The organism is Ochrobactrum vermis (assembly GCF_002975205.1).
In the GTDB taxonomy this organism is placed as follows: domain Bacteria; phylum Pseudomonadota; class Alphaproteobacteria; order Rhizobiales; family Rhizobiaceae; genus Brucella; species Brucella vermis.
In genome coordinates this window covers 604,809-623,757 of record NZ_PCOC01000001.1, presented here as the reverse complement: position 1 = coordinate 623,757, position 18,949 = coordinate 604,809, and the positions used below count along the sequence as shown (strand labels likewise).

Here is an 18,949-nt window from a genome sequence, read left to right as displayed (position 1 = left end):
AACTGGCCGCATGAGGCCAGATCAAAAACCAAGACTCTCCCGAAATCTGGAGGGAAGTTAGGTGTCAGGTCACCCGCAAACGCTGAGCCAGGCTTACTTCAACGCGCTGGCACCTATGATGGTGGCAGCATAATCGAGGCGAAAATCCACCTAGCAGAACGCCCGAATCTGTTCAGACAAACTGAGCCACTTCCGCCTCACGATTACAATCCGCTCCAGGCTCTCAGTTCCGGTCCGTAAGTGCACTCTCCATGATCTGTTTGATCTTGGTACTATCTCCCCATATCGCCCTAGAATCATAGGATCGTATGGGAAACTCGCCCCATACCGGGGAAATTTTAAGGTTATTCATCTCAATAAACCGCAAAACCATTGTCTTTAAAGATATGGGATCGCCTGAAGAACAGTTAATGATACCGGTTACTTCCTTCTGAAGTGAAATTTCGGCTATCATATTCCCGAGTGTTTTTACATGTACAAAATCGTAAAGCAGTTCCCCGTGGTTTAGCGGAAACGTCTTCTTTCCTTCGGCTTCAGCTTCCAGCATCTTCGTGAAGATGGAATTGTTTTTGGCATCATCACCCCAAATGTAATAACACCTCGCCCATTGACTGACCGCGCCATAAGACTGACAGAGGTATGTCTGCACTTCGCGAAGATAGTTTTTTGCAATACCATAAGGGTGCATCGGACGGGTCGGAGTCTCATCATCTACCGGGCCGATATGATAACCTATCTCATGCGAAGTCCCAGCAGTAACGACCTGCTGCAAACCTCCTTTGAGCATATTCTCTAAAAACCTTACATGCTTTTGGACGTTGGATAGATGACTTTCACTTCTGTGAACAAAGCCGTCTTCCCAGGCCATGTGCACGAGTACATCCGGACGCCCCGTCTTATCAAATATATCAGATTCGGATTCCAGTATGTTGCCTACGAAGACTTCACACTGAACTGCAGGATTCATTTCACCTCTGACAGCGACAACCACTTGGTGGCCTCTGCTGATCAATGAACTCACAACATAGCGACCAATATAGCCGTTCGCTCCTGTGACCAGAATTTTCATGTAAAGTCCTTGCTTATTGTTGCGGTATCAATTCATCTCCAAAACTATCATTTTTTACGGAAAGGAAACGTGCCCCAGCGAACCAACCGATAAAACGGCCTCAATACTCTAAATAATGTAGGCGACCGAAATAGCAATGATCTTTTGATTGAAAGAACTAACCGCTTGAAAGACTGCCGTACAGTACTTGATATATTGGAATCTTCAATAAGTGAGGCCACGTGTGCGACACTTCCCGCAGGCAGCTTTGCCATGATAGTCTGATACTTATACTCTAGTGACGTATAGTTATAGGCGGCGCTATCTGGGTTCATAATCTGCATAGTTATGTAGCCACTATCCCCGGCAACATAGGATATGACCCTTTCGAGACCATGGGCCAAACCACCATCGACATGATCTGGCTCCTTATTGAAATCAGACCATTTCCAATCATACTCAAAAAGTTTTCTCAGCGCGATAGGACGGAACCAAAACATCGTACCGTATGGTGCGACGGGCGTATGGTCATCCAGCGGCGTTTTCAACTTGAGGCGCTCATGGATTTCTTTTACCTGAGGTCTGTTTGCCCACCAACCGTGCCCCAATGTGGCGTATCCTGTATGGATTGCAGGCGGGTATGCCAAGCCTACTGTCTCAGTTTCCCTAAACAATTTGAGCACACCAGAGACATATTCCTTACTATAAAGGAGATTATCCAAGAGATGCCGTTTGAAAACGAGGCTCTGTGCTTGCTCTACCTGAGGCGACTTTTTGGTATGCAACCTACAGACCACATCATACTTATCACTCAAGAATACGTCTCTGAACGTTATGAAAAGCGCGGACATGTCACGTCCACGATTCTGCTCAACGATCCGCACGTCATAGTTGTCAATTTTCTTGTTAGAAGCCAAAATCGCTTCAATCTCATTCTTCTTTTCAACAGAATCCGTTGTGCAGATGAAATCATAATTGCATGGGATGTTATCGCTATAAGAAAGGATTTCGTCCAATAAATCTACATAATAGATATGTGCACAGACCGCTATCGTCTGATCTATCCCATCAACATCTACTGGTTTATTCCCGATGATTCTCAGTAGAGCTGCATTCGTTCCCAATTCTCGCAGCTTGGAAGTCCGGGCAGCGTTTTGCCAAATCAGATTGACATCATATTCGCTATTTTCTTCGATCAGCCGTAGTGCTCTGGGAACATCAATGCCGTTCAGATCGTGAAACAAATGGGTGTGGAATAGGGAGCGCCGTTTAAGAATTGGCGACCTATTCTTAATAGTCTCTGCAATATCGATAAAGACTGGGTACCTTGAACCATAATCCTTGGGAGTAACATAGGCATCATACTCATACCCCAAATCATTAAAGTGCTTGGTAAAGCGGGATTCATGCTTGAGCACGGAGTCAACATAGGTATTGATCTCCGGCATCGTTTCCCAATAGGATTTGAAAGAAGCCGATGAAAGCATGGGTTGCCGAACAGCAATAAAATGAGAGTTAATATGCTCTGGTAAAACACCTTGGTGCGTAAACGGGTTGGGCTTCATTTTTGCGTGGGTTGATACCCCCCAAAAGTCCACAGTTTTTTCCGCCATCGCATCAAACATTTCAGATAACGGAAAAATCGGCCCATAAAACGTATGATTAAAAAGCAGTAGCTCGTCAAAATCAGTTAGCTTGTCAAAGCCAATCGAATCCAAACCTTCCTTATAAGCCCAGACATCGAACCCCTTATTCTCGCGAATAATCAAATTATCGACAATTTTTGAAACAACCTGTTCCGAATCTTTTGAGAGAGGGCCATTGGAAACAAAAACTAAACGCTCTAGAAATGGCTTAAAAGACTTCAACAGATGAATCATGTATTGATCAACAATACCAAATTCATCATAGAAGAATGCTATTCCGATCCGCTTCATTTATTCTAACTCCAGTTGGATCATCATCGCATCAAGTAAAATCTGACAAACAGAAATCAAGCTGTTTGCTCACCTCTCTTACCGTAAATCCGATCACGATACTTTCTCTATTCGTGCCAGAAGCCCGTTATTATCTTGACCAAGAACGATATTCACCTATCTCGAAATCAACCGAAATAGGAGGAAAGCACCTCATCAATATCGCCATCCATTTTCACGCGACCGTGCTCCAACCAGATGATTCTATTGCAATTCTTCTCCAGAAGTTCTCTCGAATGAGAGGCCAGTATGAGGATTTTCGTAGAGTCCACCAATTCACGCATGCGTTGATTGGCGCGCTCTTTAAAGTCTTCATCGCCGGTCGACAACCATTCGTCCATGATGAGAATTTCTGGCCTTACCGAAGTTGATGTTGCAAACGCCAACCTCAATTGCATACCAGAAGAATAGGTTCTGAAAGGCATATCCAAGAAGTCGCCCAGCCCTGAAAACTCGGCTATTTCTTCAAGCTTGGCTGCAGTCTCCTTTGGATCCATCCCCATTATCGCAGAACGTAATCGTATATTTTCACGTCCAGTCGCGTCTGGATCAATACCCAGATTGATATTGATTAAAGAAACACAGTCCCCGCTTACCACAGCCTCGCCCTGAGTGGGAATGTATATACCTGAAAAAACTCGTAACATTGTGGTTTTGCCAGAACCATTATGCCCTATCAGCCCGACCCGATCCCCTTCGCGCAAAACCAAAGACACATCAGTGAGCCCACGTATAACGACCAGACTATCCGTACGTCGTTCGATTTTGCCTCCAGTGGCAATATTCAGAACGCGATTCTTCAGGGATCGGCTGGAAGAGTTATAGATCGGAAACTCTACACTTACGTTTTTCAGTTGAATATGACTCATTGCTTACAGCCAGTATGCTACACGAGAACGGTATTTTCCAAAGAATGCGATTGCCACCGCCCAACCGACGATTGCAATCCCGGCAACAGCGCACCAGCTCACCCAAGTCGGAGATTCTCCGAATAATGGCGCCCGTACAAGCTGAATAAAATGATAAAATGGATTCCAGTAAACCAAAGCTTGTGAAACATGGTCAGGTAGCGTTTTGACCATCCACATTATAGGCGTTGCATATAGCAATATTTGCAGAACATTTGCCACAACCTGCGTCATATCACGGAACCTCGCACACAAAACAGCAAGTATCAGCATCATCCAAGCCAAATTAATGCTAACTAAAATGAACCCAGGTACAGCCAATAAAATATTGTAATTCACCCCCCTACCAAGAATGAGTATTAAAATAGGGAATATAACAATATTGTGCAAAAATATTATTATATTTCTCCACAATGCTCGCATTATATGTGTAAACAGTGGCATTTTTACCTGAAGGATGATGCCATCAGAAGAACTGAACGCAGTACATCCATCGGATAACGAAGTAGAAATGAACCCCCACATAATAATGCCTGCACACAAGTGGGGGAGAAAATCTCGCATATCCGTTTGGAAAAGCGTACCGAAAATCAAACCAAGCGCACCGATGAACACGGCCATATTGAGAGTGAGCCAAAAAGCCCCAACACGCGAACGGCGATAACGCTGCGCGACATCCTGCCACCCAAAGATCAGTGCAAGGCGGTACTTCGAAAAGGCTTCCCCGATATCGCGGACAGCAACCGCAACACCTTTTGTCGGTTCAGCGGTAGCCACAGCGCCAAAACCGTCGACATTTAAAAGTTTGGTACTCATAATCCTATCCTAGCCAATCTTCTCTTCATCGCGGCGGCCGCTTTGGGGAAAATTACGCCTATAGTGTGTAGCGTACTTGAAGAAATACAGGTCGAGAGTCAACACCGTCTTATTCGCAACTGCAGTGCATTTTAGGCCCTCGAGGGCTTAACACCGAATGATTAGGTGTGCGATGAAAATCTCTCGGTGGCGGGAACACCCTTGCTTGTCGCGCCTTAATGGAATTTAACTTTTCATCGCAAAGACGCCTTGGTCACCCCTCCGCAGTTTCTTTGATTTGCAAATGTTGCTTTTCGACAGCAATAAATGACACCCATTCTCCATCTGTTAAAGCGGCACAGCAAGCAGCTCCCGTCGAATACCGTCTCCTCTTCACAGCAAATTTTCCCTCTCAACTCGGGAAAACCTGCTGCAAGACCAACATCCAAACTCGACCATTTTAAGTCGGAGCAGGTCAACTAATATTAGCATTTCTAACTACCAGCCTGCTTGAATGCAGATTGGACCGTATCGTCTACCACGGCGGTGCGAATAGCGGGTAAATGTGAGAAGATTTAGACATGCCAAGTGGAGAGATACTTGGAAAACCCGACCGGCTTTATGTTTAAGCACTATCTGTGGCTGGGGCGCCTGGATTCGAACCAGGGAATGCCGGTACCAAAAACCGGTGCCTTACCGCTTGGCTACGCCCCAACAAATCATACCGAAGCAATCGGTTGCGCGGCCTTATAGCCGCTTCGAAACCCAAGCGCAATCGCCTAATGGCGAAATCCCGCACAAGCTTACAGGTCCTGTGAAGAATGTTTTCAACCGCATATTGCTGCTGCCAGATCCTCAAAACGAAAGCGCCGATTTGCGTCCGGCTTCAAAGCTGCTACTTCCTATAGACGAGTGTTTTTTCGGTATTCACTATGCTGTTTTTGTTGATTTCGTTTCTCGTCAGCGCCACCTTGTGCGGCATCGGTCTCTATCTGCTGAACCGGCTATTGCCCGCGCACTTTCTCGCGGCGCGGATGAGTTCGCGGTCCAACCATACGACAATAGCACGGCAAATCGGCGGGCTGGCGCTCGTTCCTTCTATCATCGCAACACTGCTGATCTTTGCCCCGGATCTGGAGGTCAATGCACATCTGGCTCTTTGCCTTTCCGCGGCCTCGCTGCTGCTCTGGATCGTGGGCGGGCTAGACGACCGCTATGAGCTTTCGGCACTTGTCAGATTGGGATCGCAATTCCTGGCTGCTGGGCTGGTTGTTTATGGTCTGGGACCGGAATTCCGGCTTTTACCGGAGCTCCTGCCCCACTGGCTTGAAGCAACGCTGATTGTCCTGGCACTGGTGGTAGCGATCAACGTCACCAATTTCATGGATGGTCTTGATCTTATGACCGCGGCAGGCATAGGGCTTCCACTGGCTGGCATTGGCATTCTGGCCGTGCTTGGTTTGGCCGGGCTGGAAAGCGGCGGTATCGGTATCATCGCAGCCGGCGGGATTCTTGGCTTTGCCCTCTTCAATCGTCCACCGGCAACAGTCTTTCTAGGCGATTCAGGAAGTTTGCCGCTTGGTTTGATCACAGGCACGGCGCTGATCCTGCTCGCGCGGGAAACACACATCGCCGTCGCGCTGATCCTGCCGCTCTATTACATTCTCGATGCAGGCACGACCATCGTGATGCGTTTGAGCCAGGGCGAGAATATCCTGAAGGCGCATTCGAAACACGCCTATCAGGCGGCGAAGCGCTCCGGCTGGAGCGTGCCGAAGGTCGTCGGCCACGTGGCGCTCCTGAATCTGATTCTCATTGCCTGTGCCACGGCGTTACTCGCTCTGGACCACACAATCACACAGGTCGCTTTTCTGCTCGTGGCAGTTGTCGCGACTCTGGTTTTGCTGCTGGATTTTCGCGGGCGCTTCAGGAAGCTATAACGTCGAACAGAATCTTGCGGACAGCATCGACGTCACCGCTTTCCATGGCCATACGAAGAGCCGTGAGACTGGCTGGAACGTCTACCGCAGCCTTCTTGCCCTGCGGGGCGCGCATGATCTTCGGGTGTCGTGTCGGCTTTGCCTGTGAAGGATCATAGAAGAGTTCTTCATACATCTTCTCGCCTTCACGGATACCTGTCACTTCAATGGCGATATCACCGTGCGGGTTCTCCTCACTCCGGACGGTCAGACCTGCCAACAGGATCATATTCTCGGCCAGATCGCGGATCTTCACCGGCTCGCCCATCTCCAGCAGGACCGTGTCGCCGGATTCAGCGATGCCGCCTGACTGTACGATAAGCTCGGCTGCTTCCTTGATCGACATGAAGTAGCGGGTCATATCATCATGCGTCAGCGTAATAGGGCCGCCATCGGCAATCTGTTCGCGGAAAAGCGGAACCACCGAGCCGTTCGAGCCAAGCACATTGCCGAAACGCACGGAATAAAATGCCTTCTTTTTCCCGGATTGTTCGGCGAGCTTACCGCAATAATAAACGACCAGTTCGGCCCAGCGCTTGGTTGCACCCATCACATTCGTGGGCCGCACGGCTTTGTCGGACGAGATGAGCACCATCCGTTCAACGTCGGTGTTGAGAGCAGCCTGCGCCACTTCCAATGTACCGAAAACATTGTTGAAGATGCCGATCAGCGGGTTCTTCTCTACGAGAGGCACGTGTTTATAGGCTGCGCAATGATAGACCGTGTCGACATTATAATCACGAATGGCTTTCTCGACACAGGCCCGGTCACGGACTGAACCCAGGATAGGCACGATTTCGCAACTGGCTATCTGCCTTAACTGCCGGTCTATGTTGTAAAGCGCGAATTCACTGGATTCGAACAAGACCACGCAGGCCGGGTTCCATTGCGAAATAGTGCGGCAGAGTTGACTGCCGATCGAGCCTCCGGCTCCCGTCACCATGATACACCGGCCCTCGACCACTTCTCGCAGGAGGGCGGCATCCGGCGGCACAGGCGAACGGCCGAGCAGATCGTCAATCTCGACATTGCGCAGCGAACTGACCAGATATTTGCCTGCCGTCAGATCGGCGATCGGTGGAAGAATACGCGTACTGACCGGAAGACGCCCCAGAAGACGCGCGAAATCCTGACGCTGTTTCTGTTCCAGTGCCGGCTCCGACACGACGACCTGCTTGATGCCGTAATTGTCGATCAGGGCGGGAATGTCTTCCACCCCGTAGACTCGCAACCCGATAATATCCATACCGTTGAGCTCGCCATCAGGATCGACAAAACCAACGACCAATGTGTCGCTATGGCTGCGAAGCGCCGTTGCCAGCTGGCGGGCAGGTTCGCCGACACCGATGATCAATGCGGAACTCGTATAACGCTTGTCTGACTCGGAACTACGCAGAAGCCATTTCGCACCGAAACGGCTGGCGGAGATGAAAACCGTACTCAAAAGCCAGTAGAGCAAGGGGACAGAACGCGGCAGACCTGTGCTGCCATAAAGTTCCATCAGGAATACGAGCGCGACCCAGAACAGCGCACCGATCGCAGTGGCCTGAAAAATCGGCCAAATCGCGCGTTCTGCGAGATAACGGATGATGGCGCGGTAAAGTCCGAAACGGACAAAAACCGGGATTGCTAGTACAGGCGCAATGAAAATCAGGAACGTTTGTCCTTCGTTCGGCACAAAAACGAAACCGAGACGTATGACAAATGCCAGATAGGCAGACAGCAAAAGCAATACACAGTCGCTCAGCATCAGAATGATCTGTTTGCTGGCGCGGGGCAAAAGCGCCAATCTCTGCCATGGATATTTCAAACTCATACGCGTGTTATCCCGCTCTCCTTTAGAGAGAAATACCGGAACGATTCCAGCGCCATAAGGCTATTTATACTAATATTGTGGACTAAAGCTTAGTCAATCCCTTCGCGGCTTTCGGTGCGTTATAGCTGCGAAGCATTCTAATTTCTCGCCACCGTTAACATGAGTCCTACGGCAGGACTATATCAATTGCCGTTGCAGGGGCTTAACAAACGCCTTTTGGCGAAATTACGGCCCATAAACAGTATCTTGGCAACTGTGCGAACCAATCCGTCGCACTTTTCCTCAGAGCACGTTTCGATCTGATTGAGTCAGATCAGCGTTCTAGGCTTTTCTGTCCAACGCATAATCTTATCGATCCGCGTTTCACTCCGGTCGGATTATGCTTTAGGCAATTATGGCGCCGCTGCGAATGCTTCGCCAGTTCGTGCCATCCGAATAGAGCATCTCCGCACCGGACGGAGCACTGGTGAGGAAAACCATTGCACCCGCACCATGGCTTCCGGCAGAAGGTAGCGACGCAACGGCATAGGACGCGGGACGGATTGGGCCGTCGACGTGAAGCCGGGTCTGTGGCCAGATCGAACCCACTGCAACATTGCCGGTCGCGTGATCGACCCTGATCGCCTCTCGCCATTGTCCCGTGTCACTACTCACCTTGACGCTGAAGTCATTGCTGCCATTCAGCCCCATTTCAGCAAAGCCGGTCCAGTTCGTCTGATACAGGAGGCTTGCCGTATCCGTAACCATCTGCTTGTTCAACTTCACCTGATGTCCTGCACCGGCATTGTTGAACAGGCTGGCATCCGACGAAACAACGAACCGGTTGACCGCATCGGCAGTCGCATGCACACCCAACATGGACAATGACAGGCTTTCTGGCACTGATGATGCGCCCTTCCAAAGTGTGCCATCGAAAACAAGCAATTGTGCTTCGTTTTCAACATAGGCCTGCCAGCCGATCCCGGGCGTCGCAAACAGCCAACCACCATCGATGAAAGAGGCAATCGCGCCCTCTTTTCCGACCCACGTTCCCGTAGCCGGTGCAGCCACAATATAACGATACCCGCTGCCAGGAGTTTCGGGCGCTTCGGTTTGGGTCCGTGATTTGACGCTCAGATGCACAACAGCATCAAGCAGCCGCAATGCCTCATTGTGAGTGACATGCTTCTGAGCCTCACTGGGCAGGATATAGGGCAATTTCAGATTTGGGGTTTGGTCCATGAACAACTCCTCGCAATAGATGTTGCGAGGAGTCTAATTGGTCTGCTCGTAAAGAGGATAAGTCCGGATCAGCTTCCGCGATAGGTTGAATAGGACCATGGGCTGACAAGCAACGGCACATGGTAATTGCCGTCAGAAGCGGCGATTGCGAAGCGGATCGGGATGAGGTCAAGGAAAGGCGGGTTGGCCTGTTCTGCGCCGCGTCCGTCAAAATATTCTGCAACATGAAACTGCAATTCATAAGTGCCAGTTCGCAATTCATCGCCGGAAAGCAGAGGCGCGTCTGTCCGTCCGTCGAGATTGGTTACCGTACGCTTGATGAGTTCGGATGTGCCATTTGCGCCAATACGATAGAGTTCGATGCGCATCGCTGCGGCGGGGCTGCCATGTGCGGTGTCGAGAACATGTGTGGAAAGTTTTCCCATGATATCCCTCAGATGAAGCTCAGACGGCTTTCGTCATTTCGATGCGATAGACGGTATCGGCGAAGAAAAACTCTTCCAGATTGTCTTCCTTGCCAGCTCTGTCGACAACCAGAAAATCGGACTTCTGCTCCAACGCCAAGAGCGGATGGTGCCACGCATTGCGCAAATAGTTGACGCCCTGATCGCCGCGCGCAAGGAAAACACGCAGATGGGCGGGCTTGCCGCCGGCATCTTCGGCGACCACCACAAGAAACGGCCTGCCGTTCAGCGGAATGAATGCCTGCGAGCCGAAAGGATGGCGTTCCATCATGACGATATCGATTGGCGCTTCGAACGACTGGCCTCGGAAAATATTGACGAGAACCTTTGCATCGGCACCGGCAGCTTCAACACGGGCGAGGTCGTGATACCGCTCCGTGGTGCCATTGTTGATCAGGCGCAGCTCGGCCCCTTCTGTCTCGATGACATCGCCAAATGGCGCAAAAGCCTCTTTCGTCAGCGGTTCGACCACCAGAGTTTCGACGTGCAAATCATCCTCCCCGTAAAAACAGATTTCTTATAGCGACAAAGCTCAACGATGGGGCGTCTGTCAATCGCGAAGCAGTTTCAACTGAAACAAGAAAAGCCGGGCAGAAGGCCCGGCTCAGACTGCTGACAAACCCCTGGCTCTGACCAGGGGTTTGTGATTCACTGGGTCATGTTGAAGAAACCTGCTCCCGAACAGACGGCTCTCGAGATGGTAACGCTCGACAGCCTGGTGCCCAAGGATCATCTGCTTCGCAAGATCGATGCGGTGATAGACTTTTCCTTTATCCATGATCGGGTTGCGGGGCTTTATTGCGCCGACAACGGTCGTCCGCCGCTCGACCCGACCTTGATGTTCAAGGCGCTGTTCATCGGTTACCTGTTCGGCATCCGCTCGGAACGTCAGTTGGTGCGCGAGATCGAGGTCAATGTCGCCTATCGCTGGTTTCTGAGGATGAAGTTGACCGATGGCGTGTTCGATGCCTCGACGCTTTCCCAGAACCGCCGCCGGCGCTTCAACGACACTTCGGTCGCCCAGGACATTTTTGACCATATCGTCGAGCAGGCTATAGATCACGGTCTGGTCGACGGTACGGTTCTCTATACCGACTCGACGCATCTGAAAGCCAATGCCAACAAGGGCAAATACGATCTCGAGATGGTGGCCAAGTCGCGCTCCGACTACTGGGCCGATCTCGACCGGGCGATCGAGGCCGAGCGGGTGTTGCACGGCCAGAAGCCATTGAAGGAAAAGGAGCGCGAAGCCGAGGTCAAGCAGACCAAGGTCAGCCGAACCGATCCCGACAGCGGCTACATGGTGCGCGACGGCAAGCCGAAGGGCTTCTTCTATCTGGATCACCGCACGGTGGATGGCCGACTTGCGATCATCACCGACACCCATGCGACGCCGGCCAACGTGCATGACAGTATCGTCTATCTCGACCGGCTGGACCGCCAGCGTGAGCGGTTCGGCTTCGACGTCGGTGCTGTCGGGCTGGATGCCGGCTATGCGACGGCCGGCATCGCCAAAGGCCTGGAGAACAGGGACATTCTCGGTGTTACCGGCTACCGCAATCCGACCCCACCCAGAGCCGGCATGATGCGTAAGTCGAAGTTCGTCCATGACACCGAACAGGACGGCTATCGTTGCCCGCAAGGCCAGCTTCTCACCTACGCCACCACCGACCGCAACGGCTACAGGCACTATACATCCGACCCCGCCATCTGTGGCGGCTGCCCGCTTCTGGCGTCGTGCACATCCAACAGCAAGGCGGTGCGCACCATCACCCGTCATGTCTGGGCCGATGCCCGCCAGCGCACCGATAGCCATCGCCTCACCACCTGGGGCAAAGCGATCTACAAGCGCCGCAAGGAGACCGTCGAACGTTCCTTCGCCGATGCCAAGCAACTGCACGGCCACCGCTATGCCCGCTTCCGAAGTCTCGTGCGCGTCCAATGCCAGTGCCTGCTGGCCGCAGCCGCCCAGAACATCAAGAAGATCGCAATCGCCCTCACCAAGGCCAGCCAGCCAAGCCCCACATGAGAAAAGGGGCATCTCAACGGCCTGGTTAAAACAGCCGATCCATCTCGCAGATCAACACAAAATAAAACCCCGCCAAAAAAATGACGGGGTTTGTCAGCGGTCTGAGCCGGGCAGAAGGCCCGGCTTTGAACGTGCAGAGCTGACAAAAAACTTAGCGTTTCAGAAGCGACATAACGGCTGGCACACCGCAGGCGGCAAGAGCGAGTTTCACAAGATCGCCGACGATAAAGGCGCCGAAGCCGAAGGCAATGGCTTTTTCCAGACCGAAGAGATAGGCCATCCAGCCTGCCCCCATCACAAGAATGACGGCTTCTGCGAGCAACATTGCACCACCGAGAGCGAAAGGTTTGCGCGCCAGCCCCTTGTCGGCAGCGCGTCCGACGATCCAGGCCGCAGCAAGATAGGAGAGAAGGTAGCCGCCCGTCGGGCCGACCATATAGGCAAGACCGATGCCTTTCTCCGGCGTCCCGGTGAAGACAGGCATGCCAAGCGCACCTTCAAGCAGATAAAGAGCGACGGTCGCCACAGCAAGCCGCGAACCGTAAAGTGCAGAAATTGCAAAGAGAGCGAAGGTCTGCATCGTCACATTGACGTAGACCAGATCAACCTTGATCTTGGCAGAGATGGCAAGAACGGCCGTTCCGATCAGCGCAAGGCCGACAAACCAGAAAGCACGGGCCAGTTGTCTGGTTGGCAGATATTCTGCAGCGAGAGAGGCGGCGGCAACGCGAGACTTTGCTCTATGGGGCATATCGAACTCCACTTCTTGAACGCGGTACATCAGCACCGAATGGCGAAATGTCATTTCCGGACCGAACATGCGGCGCATGATTGTCGGTGCGCATCACTGTTCACGTTTGCAACCCAACTATATAAGGCCTATGCCGTTTCATCAATCAAACCAAAGAAGAATGGAAGCCGCTTCAATGGCGCTTGTTTTCGACAGCAGTTTCACGCCCGAATATGGGAAGTCGGTTGAACTGAGTAAGGGCATTTTACGCCTCACTGCCAACAATCCGAGCGCTTTCACCTTTCACGGCACCAACAGCTATATTATCGGCACGGATACGCTGGCGATCATCGATCCAGGTCCGGAAGATGAAGCGCATTACAACACCCTGATCGCCGCCATTGCCGGCCGGCCGGTCAGCCACATCTTCGTCAGCCACACCCATCGCGATCATTCACCCTTGGCGCAGCGCCTGAAGGAGGAACTGGGGGCGCGCACTGTTGCCGAAGGGCCGCATCGCCCCGCCCGCCCCTATTATGCCGGCGAAGTGAACATGCTCGAAGCGAGCGCCGATACGGATTTCGCTCCGGATATCGTGCTGGCCGACGGAAGCGCAATCGAAGGCGACGGCTGGGCATTGGAGGGCTTGCATACGCCGGGGCATGCCGCAAATCATATGGCGTTCGGCCTGAAGGGAACGGGCGTTCTTTTTTCCGCCGATCATGTCATGGCCTGGGCGACATCCATCGTTGCACCGCCCGATGGCTCGATGAACGACTACATGGCCTCGCTAGAAAAACTGCTGGCACGTGATGACAAAGTCTATCTGCCGGGGCATGGCGGCGCAGTCACCAAACCAGCCGCTTTCGTTCGCGGCCTGCGTGCGCATCGCAAGATGCGCGAACGCGCCATTTTCGAACGCGTTCTGCAGGGCGACCGGACAATCAGCGACATGGTGAAAGTGATCTATCGCGAGACCGATCCGCGATTGCATGGCGCTGCAGCCTTGTCGGTCCTGGCACATCTGGAAGATCTGGTCGGGCGTGGAGAGGTTAAGACCAACCGCCATCCATCGCTCGATAGTATCTATCTTCCCGGCTGATTATTCCACGTCAGCCGGAGCCTTGTTGACCTCGCCTTCCAGCGTTCCCAGAAAATCGGTGATGAAGCCTGCATTCTGCCCCATGTCGCGCTTGCCATAGCGTGACAGCGAACGCACATCGACATAGGTGGTTTCGCCTTCGTCGAGCAGACGGATGACGATATCGCTTTTCAGACCCAGAATGAAACTATGCGCCGTCACAGCAAACCGCGTTGCATTCTGCTCCGGCGAAGGAGTATTGCGCGCAATCTCCTGCCATCCGAATGTCTTGAGAACCGTCTCGACGCCTTGCGCAACGCGATCAGGCGCGGCTTCGTAGCGGCGTCCGACTACGTCGGGATAGGCGGTCAACTGGGTCAGCGCATCGCCACTCACGGCCACTGTCAGCGGATTCATCCATTGCAGGCGTGGCGGCATATTGGATGGGAATTGCGGCGGCGTCTCGAAATCCGTGGAGAGGTCGTAAAGCGGGGGAGAGAGATACCACAGCGTCGTTACCAGCCCGACCGGAAGCAATACGGCAAAGGCGAATATGCCGCCCCAGAAGGAGCGCCCGCCGCCCTTGTCGCCATTGACCCAGAGATTGCGGAAACCCTTTGCAGCGCAAAGAAGAGCCAAAGCGGCAAGACCGGTGCTCAATCCGGCAACCAGCACAAGGTCCGGCGTCTCCAGCGTCCAGAAGCGATGCAGAAGAAATGCCAAGGCAAGCAGCACGAGCGCAAAAATGCCAAGGCGAAGTGCCCAGACCGCAGAGCGCGACTGACGCCGCTGGTAGCGAAGTTTTCTCATGCAGTCTCCGAGAGCATTTCCAGCTTATACTGAATCATTGGAAACGCTCTATCTCTCTGTTTTCAAGCAGTATGAATAGCAGAGAGAATTTCACACGGCAAAACCTCAGCAAAGAAATTGATCACCCCGCCTGTCTTACGCACGGCAGGGTGATTTTTCTCAGCGATACGGTTCAATAACGCGCGTCTTTCGGCTTCTTCGTGTTCGGCCAGTCCTTCACCTTGCCTGCGAAATCAGGACGCGGCATATGAGTGAAATATTCAGACACGTCGATGGCCTCCTGATCTGTCAGAACATCGCCCTGCCCTACAGGCAGATTGTAGTTTTGGGCAGGTGGCATCGCATATTTGACGAACTGCGCCGCCTTGTAAGTGCGTGCCAGCCCGGCGCCGATGTTGAAGCTTTCATCACCCCAGAGCGGCGGGAAGATGTAATCGCCAGCCTGATCCTTCATACCTTCGCCATCAGCGCCATGGCAGGTCGAACATTGGGCAGCATAGATCTTCGCACCGTTGACCGGATCGGGAAGCAGGCTTTCGTCGATGGGCCCGGCATTGCGGATCGCCACTTTCGTGCCCTTTTTCACATCTTGCCGCAGCCAGTCCATATAGGCGACCATCGCCCTCATGTCGGCTCCATCAGGCGGCAAAGGCTTGCCGTTCATCGAACGCTGGAAACAGCCATTGATGCGCATGACCAGATCGACTTCCTTGCCCGCGCGGGGCATGACGGCGGGATAGAAGTTGCTGCTGTTGATATAAGAAGCAACATTGTCGATCTTGCCCTGCCCCATGTGGCAGGAATTGCAATTCAGGCCATTGCCGACATTGTCGGGCAGAAGTCGCGCGGTTTCGTTGAGCAGCCGTTTGCCATGCATGATCTCGGGCGCGTTCGGCTGTTTGAGAATGTCACGGTCCGGCGGGATGACATAGGTTCCGACCTGATTCTTGTCCTTGTCCAGAACCGCATAAGCCTTGGGAGCCGGAGCATCCATCGAGGGTCGCAGATGATTGAACAGGAAAGCGCCGCCCGTTACCGCCACGGCAAAACCGGCACCTAGAACGATAATCGTACTGGTTTTCATTGCTTGTTCTCCGGAACGTAGTGGACGGGCTTGTGAGCAATTTCACGCCGCATGCGCGCAATATCCTGTTCCGTTATGGCAGCGCCGTGGTTACCCCAACCGTTGCGAATGAAGTTGAGGATTTCGGCGACCTGCCAGTTCGGAAGATTGGCGAAGCCCGGCATGGTGAAAGCCATCTTGTCCGCTGGTGTATCAGGCGTCCTGCCCCCGGTCAGCGTGACCTGGATAAGCGAGCTCGGATCGTCGGCAAAGACAATCGAGTTGCCGGCAAGCGCCGGATAGATGCGTGACGCACCCTTGCCGTCCATGCGATGGCAGACCGAACATTGCTCGACATAGGACAGAGCACCCGGCGCGCTGAAATCTCCCGCCTTGAGTGCCGCCGTCGTCACGTCTTCCTTCGGCTGCCATTCGCGTTCGCGTCCTTCGCTCGGTGGCAGCGACTTCAGGTAACGGGCAATTGCACGCAGATCGTCTTCCGCAAGATACTGGGTCGAGTGCTGCACGACATCGGCCATCGAACCGAATGCTGCTGTGCGATCGGTGCGCCCGGTCTTGAGGAAGGTGACGATCTCATCTTCGACCCATGTTGAAAGGCCGGTATCCTGATCGCGCAAATTCTTCGCATACCAGCCCTCCAGAACCGACCCCGACAGGAACTTGCCTTTTGGATCGTTCTTCACCGCTTTTTCTTCATAGGCGAGACCGCGTGGTGTGTGGCACGCGCCGCAATGGCCGAGCCCCTCGACCAGATACGCACCCCGCGCAATCACCGGATCGGTATCGGCTGCAATCTCGAACGGACGAGAATTTCCGAAAAAGAGCTGCCAGTATGCGAGCGGCCAGCGCATATTGGTCGGCCACGGCAAGGTGCTGGGCTGGTTTTCTTGCTCGACAGGCTCCACCTTCGACATGAAGAACGCGTAAAGCGCCTTCATGTCGTCATCATTCACAACCGTATAAGAGACAAACGGCATTGCCGGATAAAGATGAACATTATCCTGGCGTACGCCCTGACGCACCGCGCGCTCGAAATCGGCGTAGCTGTAGCCACCGATACCGGTTGCGTTATCCGGCGTGATGTTCGTGGAATAAATCGTGCCGAGCGGCGTTTGCATACCGAGCCCACCCGCAAACGCCTTGCCCCCCGGCGCCGTATGGCACGCAGCACAATCGCCCGCATGGGCAATATATTCGCCCTTTTCGATCAAAACCTTGTCGGTGACGTCAACGGCGCTTTCTTGTCTGGCTGTCAGCCAATGGGGTGTTGAAAGTGCAAAGAGCCAAGCTGCGGCTAACGCACCTGCGCCGCCGACCGCCGCTTTCCAGATCAGTTTCATGTGCCCTCCGACACCAATTCCTTCGTGATGAGCAAAGGGTCGAAGATTCGCGAGGAAAGAGCATTGACCGCGATCAAAACCTATCGGGATCAATGTTTAGCTATCTATGAAAGCATAGGCTAATGCACGTTTAGCGTGCTTGATAGATCGGGCAAATCGCATTAGGGGCAGCACCCTCGCGGAGCGCAATTCGATCTGATTGTATCAGACCGGCGCTCCAGTTGTTTGTTCAACACGCATCTGATCCGAAAACCGTTTCACACTTTTCGGGATGCGTCCTTAGCCTGCAAAGATCACCAGCTTTAAGAATACGTGAGAAAAAGCTAGGTAAATCAAATAAAAAGACATTGCAGCAACCGCTAACAGAAGGCATGATTGCGTATATGGGGGCTTTTAATGCAATCGTCGGAGAGGACGGAATGGATCGCGCCCTTCAAAATGGCAACCCGTCATCGGACGGCACAACCGTAGACGACACGATGACGCTTGAGGCGGTCGAACTGGAGTTCGCGCTGGGAGCTATCGACGTGCTGGTCGAAGGTTTCGATTCCGCACTTGCCAAGGCTGCCGAACGGGTCGGCGGTGAAGTTCTTTTCAATATGCCAGCTCTCGACACCAGCGCAGCACAACGCATCGGTGCAATCGCCATTGCCGGACAACCGGACGATCAGGTCATCTTCGTGACACTACGCAACGACGGCACAACCTTGTCCATCGAACCGCCGACAGGTGAAAACGCCGTTTTCGAAAGTCTTGGCCGCAACTACGCCGCCGTTATGAAGAGCCTGTCCCCGAAGGAAAAAGCCAACAACTCCTGAACTGTTGCGATCTATTTCGGCGCTGCGGGCTTTGGAACGCCCGCATGAAGATTGTGCGGTGCGACCGGATTGAGCGTCATCGTCGTCTCGACATCCTTGAGACGCACGAATTTCATTCCCTTCGCTTTCAGAGCCAGAACACCTTTGGCCACACCTTCGCCCGCCGAGCGCGTCGGCTGGTTGATATGCGAAATGATGACGTCGCCGTCACGCGCGGCGACAATGCGGCGCTCGACGGTCGGAGCCAGCAGCGATGCTCCTTGATCACCATTCAATGAATACCCGCCAATCTTGTAGCCCATGCCCGTCGCCAGCTTGATGGCGTCGGTCGAATAGCGAGCCGTCGCATCGCGATACCAGACCGGTCTGGACATGCCAGCATCCGTGATCGCTGTCGCACCGCCATCGATTTCTTGATGCACGGCTTCAAGCGAGCCTGCTGTTTTGAGGCCGTACATTCTCGGCTCATTGGTAATGGCCGGAACATGCATCGCGCCGTGGTTCTCGATATCGAACAGATCGGAATTGGCCTTCAGAACCGCCATGGCAGCCGGGTTCTGTTTTATCCATCGCCCCGTCACGAAGATTGTCGCCGGAATGCGGTTCTGAACCAGCATGTCCAGAATACGGTGATCGGTCTTGCCCATGCAGGCATCAAGCGTCAACGCCACCTGCGGAGATGCAGCACCACCGCGTGCGATATGCAATTGCGGCTCAACTATACCGATCGTGTCATGCTTGGTCTTGTTCTCCGCCTGCTCCTGCGGCGAGATATCATAGGCGCTGGCAATACCGGTCATTACGAAAAAGGCGGCACCTGCCGCAGCGATACAACGAAGCATGACAATAT

17 protein-coding genes and 1 tRNA gene are annotated in these 18,949 nt (G+C 53.1%); 4 read left to right on the top strand and 14 right to left on the bottom strand.

Annotated elements, in window-relative coordinates; genetic code table 11:
• Positions 1-223 precede the first annotated feature (223 nt).
• The 5 genes from CQZ93_RS02940 to CQZ93_RS02920 form a co-directional block, all read right to left on the bottom strand.
• A complete protein-coding gene (locus tag CQZ93_RS02940) occupies positions 224-1,069 on the bottom strand; it encodes an NAD-dependent epimerase/dehydratase family protein (protein WP_105541258.1) in 846 nt (281 codons plus the stop codon).
• A 47-nt stretch (positions 1,070-1,116) separates the two neighbouring features.
• The gene (locus CQZ93_RS02935; RefSeq protein ID WP_105541257.1) at positions 1,117-2,985 is read right to left on the bottom strand and encodes a rhamnan synthesis F family protein; all 1,869 of its coding nucleotides are present in this window, start codon (positions 2,983-2,985) and stop codon (positions 1,117-1,119) included.
• Between the two features lie 167 nt (positions 2,986-3,152).
• On the bottom strand, positions 3,153-3,893 hold the full coding sequence (locus CQZ93_RS02930; protein ID WP_105541256.1) for an ABC transporter ATP-binding protein: 741 nt from the start codon (positions 3,891-3,893) through the stop codon (positions 3,153-3,155).
• Between the two features lie 3 nt (positions 3,894-3,896).
• Positions 3,897-4,748, bottom strand: coding sequence for an ABC transporter permease (locus tag CQZ93_RS02925; RefSeq protein WP_105541255.1), 852 nt, complete (start codon positions 4,746-4,748; stop codon positions 3,897-3,899).
• Between the two features lie 618 nt (positions 4,749-5,366).
• Positions 5,367-5,441: transfer RNA gene (locus CQZ93_RS02920), tRNA-Gln, on the bottom strand.
• Positions 5,442-5,659: 218 nt separating this feature from the next.
• Between CQZ93_RS02920 and CQZ93_RS02915 the strand changes: the two genes are divergently transcribed.
• Entirely contained in the window at positions 5,660-6,667 is a 1,008-nt protein-coding gene (locus CQZ93_RS02915) for an MraY family glycosyltransferase (RefSeq protein WP_105541254.1), read from the top strand.
• Here CQZ93_RS02915 and CQZ93_RS02910 read toward each other — a convergent pair.
• From CQZ93_RS02910 to CQZ93_RS02895, 4 genes are all read right to left on the bottom strand, one after another.
• The gene (locus tag CQZ93_RS02910; RefSeq protein WP_105541253.1) at positions 6,654-8,522 is read right to left on the bottom strand and encodes a polysaccharide biosynthesis protein; all 1,869 of its coding nucleotides are present in this window, start codon (positions 8,520-8,522) and stop codon (positions 6,654-6,656) included. The two genes, CQZ93_RS02915 and CQZ93_RS02910, sit on opposite strands and share 14 nt — an antisense overlap.
• A 384-nt stretch (positions 8,523-8,906) precedes the next feature.
• Positions 8,907-9,743 (bottom strand): DUF2793 domain-containing protein, encoded by an 837-nt coding sequence (locus CQZ93_RS02905; protein ID WP_105541252.1) that lies wholly within the window; start codon positions 9,741-9,743, stop codon positions 8,907-8,909.
• A gap of 68 nt (positions 9,744-9,811) precedes the next feature.
• Complete coding sequence (uraH, locus tag CQZ93_RS02900) at positions 9,812-10,168, bottom strand: hydroxyisourate hydrolase (RefSeq protein ID WP_105541251.1); 357 nt, start codon at positions 10,166-10,168, stop codon at positions 9,812-9,814.
• A gap of 19 nt (positions 10,169-10,187) precedes the next feature.
• Positions 10,188-10,697 carry an ureidoglycolate lyase gene (locus CQZ93_RS02895; RefSeq protein ID WP_105541250.1) on the bottom strand — a complete coding sequence of 170 codons (510 nt, stop codon included), beginning with the start codon at positions 10,695-10,697 and terminating at the stop codon, positions 10,188-10,190.
• 168 nt (positions 10,698-10,865) lie between these two features.
• Here CQZ93_RS02895 and CQZ93_RS02890 point away from each other — a divergent pair, with 168 nt between their 5' ends.
• Entirely contained in the window at positions 10,866-12,236 is a 1,371-nt protein-coding gene (locus tag CQZ93_RS02890) for an IS1182 family transposase (RefSeq protein ID WP_105541249.1), read from the top strand.
• A gap of 151 nt (positions 12,237-12,387) precedes the next feature.
• On the opposite strand, the gene CQZ93_RS02885 is transcribed toward CQZ93_RS02890, so the two are convergent.
• Positions 12,388-12,987 carry a biotin transporter BioY gene (locus CQZ93_RS02885; protein ID WP_105543152.1) on the bottom strand — a complete coding sequence of 200 codons (600 nt, stop codon included), beginning with the start codon at positions 12,985-12,987 and terminating at the stop codon, positions 12,388-12,390.
• Positions 12,988-13,162: 175 nt separating this feature from the next.
• Here CQZ93_RS02885 and CQZ93_RS02880 point away from each other — a divergent pair, with 175 nt between their 5' ends.
• Entirely contained in the window at positions 13,163-14,068 is a 906-nt protein-coding gene (locus CQZ93_RS02880) for an MBL fold metallo-hydrolase (protein WP_105541248.1), read from the top strand.
• Here the strand turns inward: CQZ93_RS02880 and CQZ93_RS02875 are convergent, their stop codons facing one another.
• The 3 genes from CQZ93_RS02875 to CQZ93_RS02865 form a co-directional block, all read right to left on the bottom strand.
• A complete protein-coding gene (locus CQZ93_RS02875) occupies positions 14,069-14,857 on the bottom strand; it encodes a DUF1499 domain-containing protein (RefSeq protein ID WP_105541247.1) in 789 nt (262 codons plus the stop codon).
• A 172-nt stretch (positions 14,858-15,029) separates the two neighbouring features.
• Entirely contained in the window at positions 15,030-15,941 is a 912-nt protein-coding gene (locus CQZ93_RS02870; RefSeq protein WP_105541246.1) for a c-type cytochrome, read from the bottom strand.
• Positions 15,938-17,281, bottom strand: a complete 1,344-nt coding sequence (locus CQZ93_RS02865) for a c-type cytochrome (RefSeq protein WP_105541245.1) — start codon at positions 17,279-17,281, stop codon at positions 15,938-15,940. Before CQZ93_RS02865 ends, CQZ93_RS02870 begins: the two co-directional genes overlap by 4 nt.
• Positions 17,282-17,700: 419 nt before the next feature.
• Here CQZ93_RS02865 and CQZ93_RS26830 point away from each other — a divergent pair, with 419 nt between their 5' ends.
• Positions 17,701-18,099: a hypothetical protein gene (locus CQZ93_RS26830; protein WP_286151900.1), complete on the top strand. Its 399-nt coding sequence runs from the start codon at positions 17,701-17,703 to the stop codon at positions 18,097-18,099.
• An 11-nt stretch (positions 18,100-18,110) separates the two neighbouring features.
• Here CQZ93_RS26830 and CQZ93_RS02855 read toward each other — a convergent pair whose 3' ends face one another.
• Complete coding sequence (locus tag CQZ93_RS02855; protein ID WP_105541244.1) at positions 18,111-18,941, bottom strand: polysaccharide deacetylase family protein; 831 nt, start codon at positions 18,939-18,941, stop codon at positions 18,111-18,113.
• Positions 18,942-18,949 lie beyond the last annotated feature (8 nt).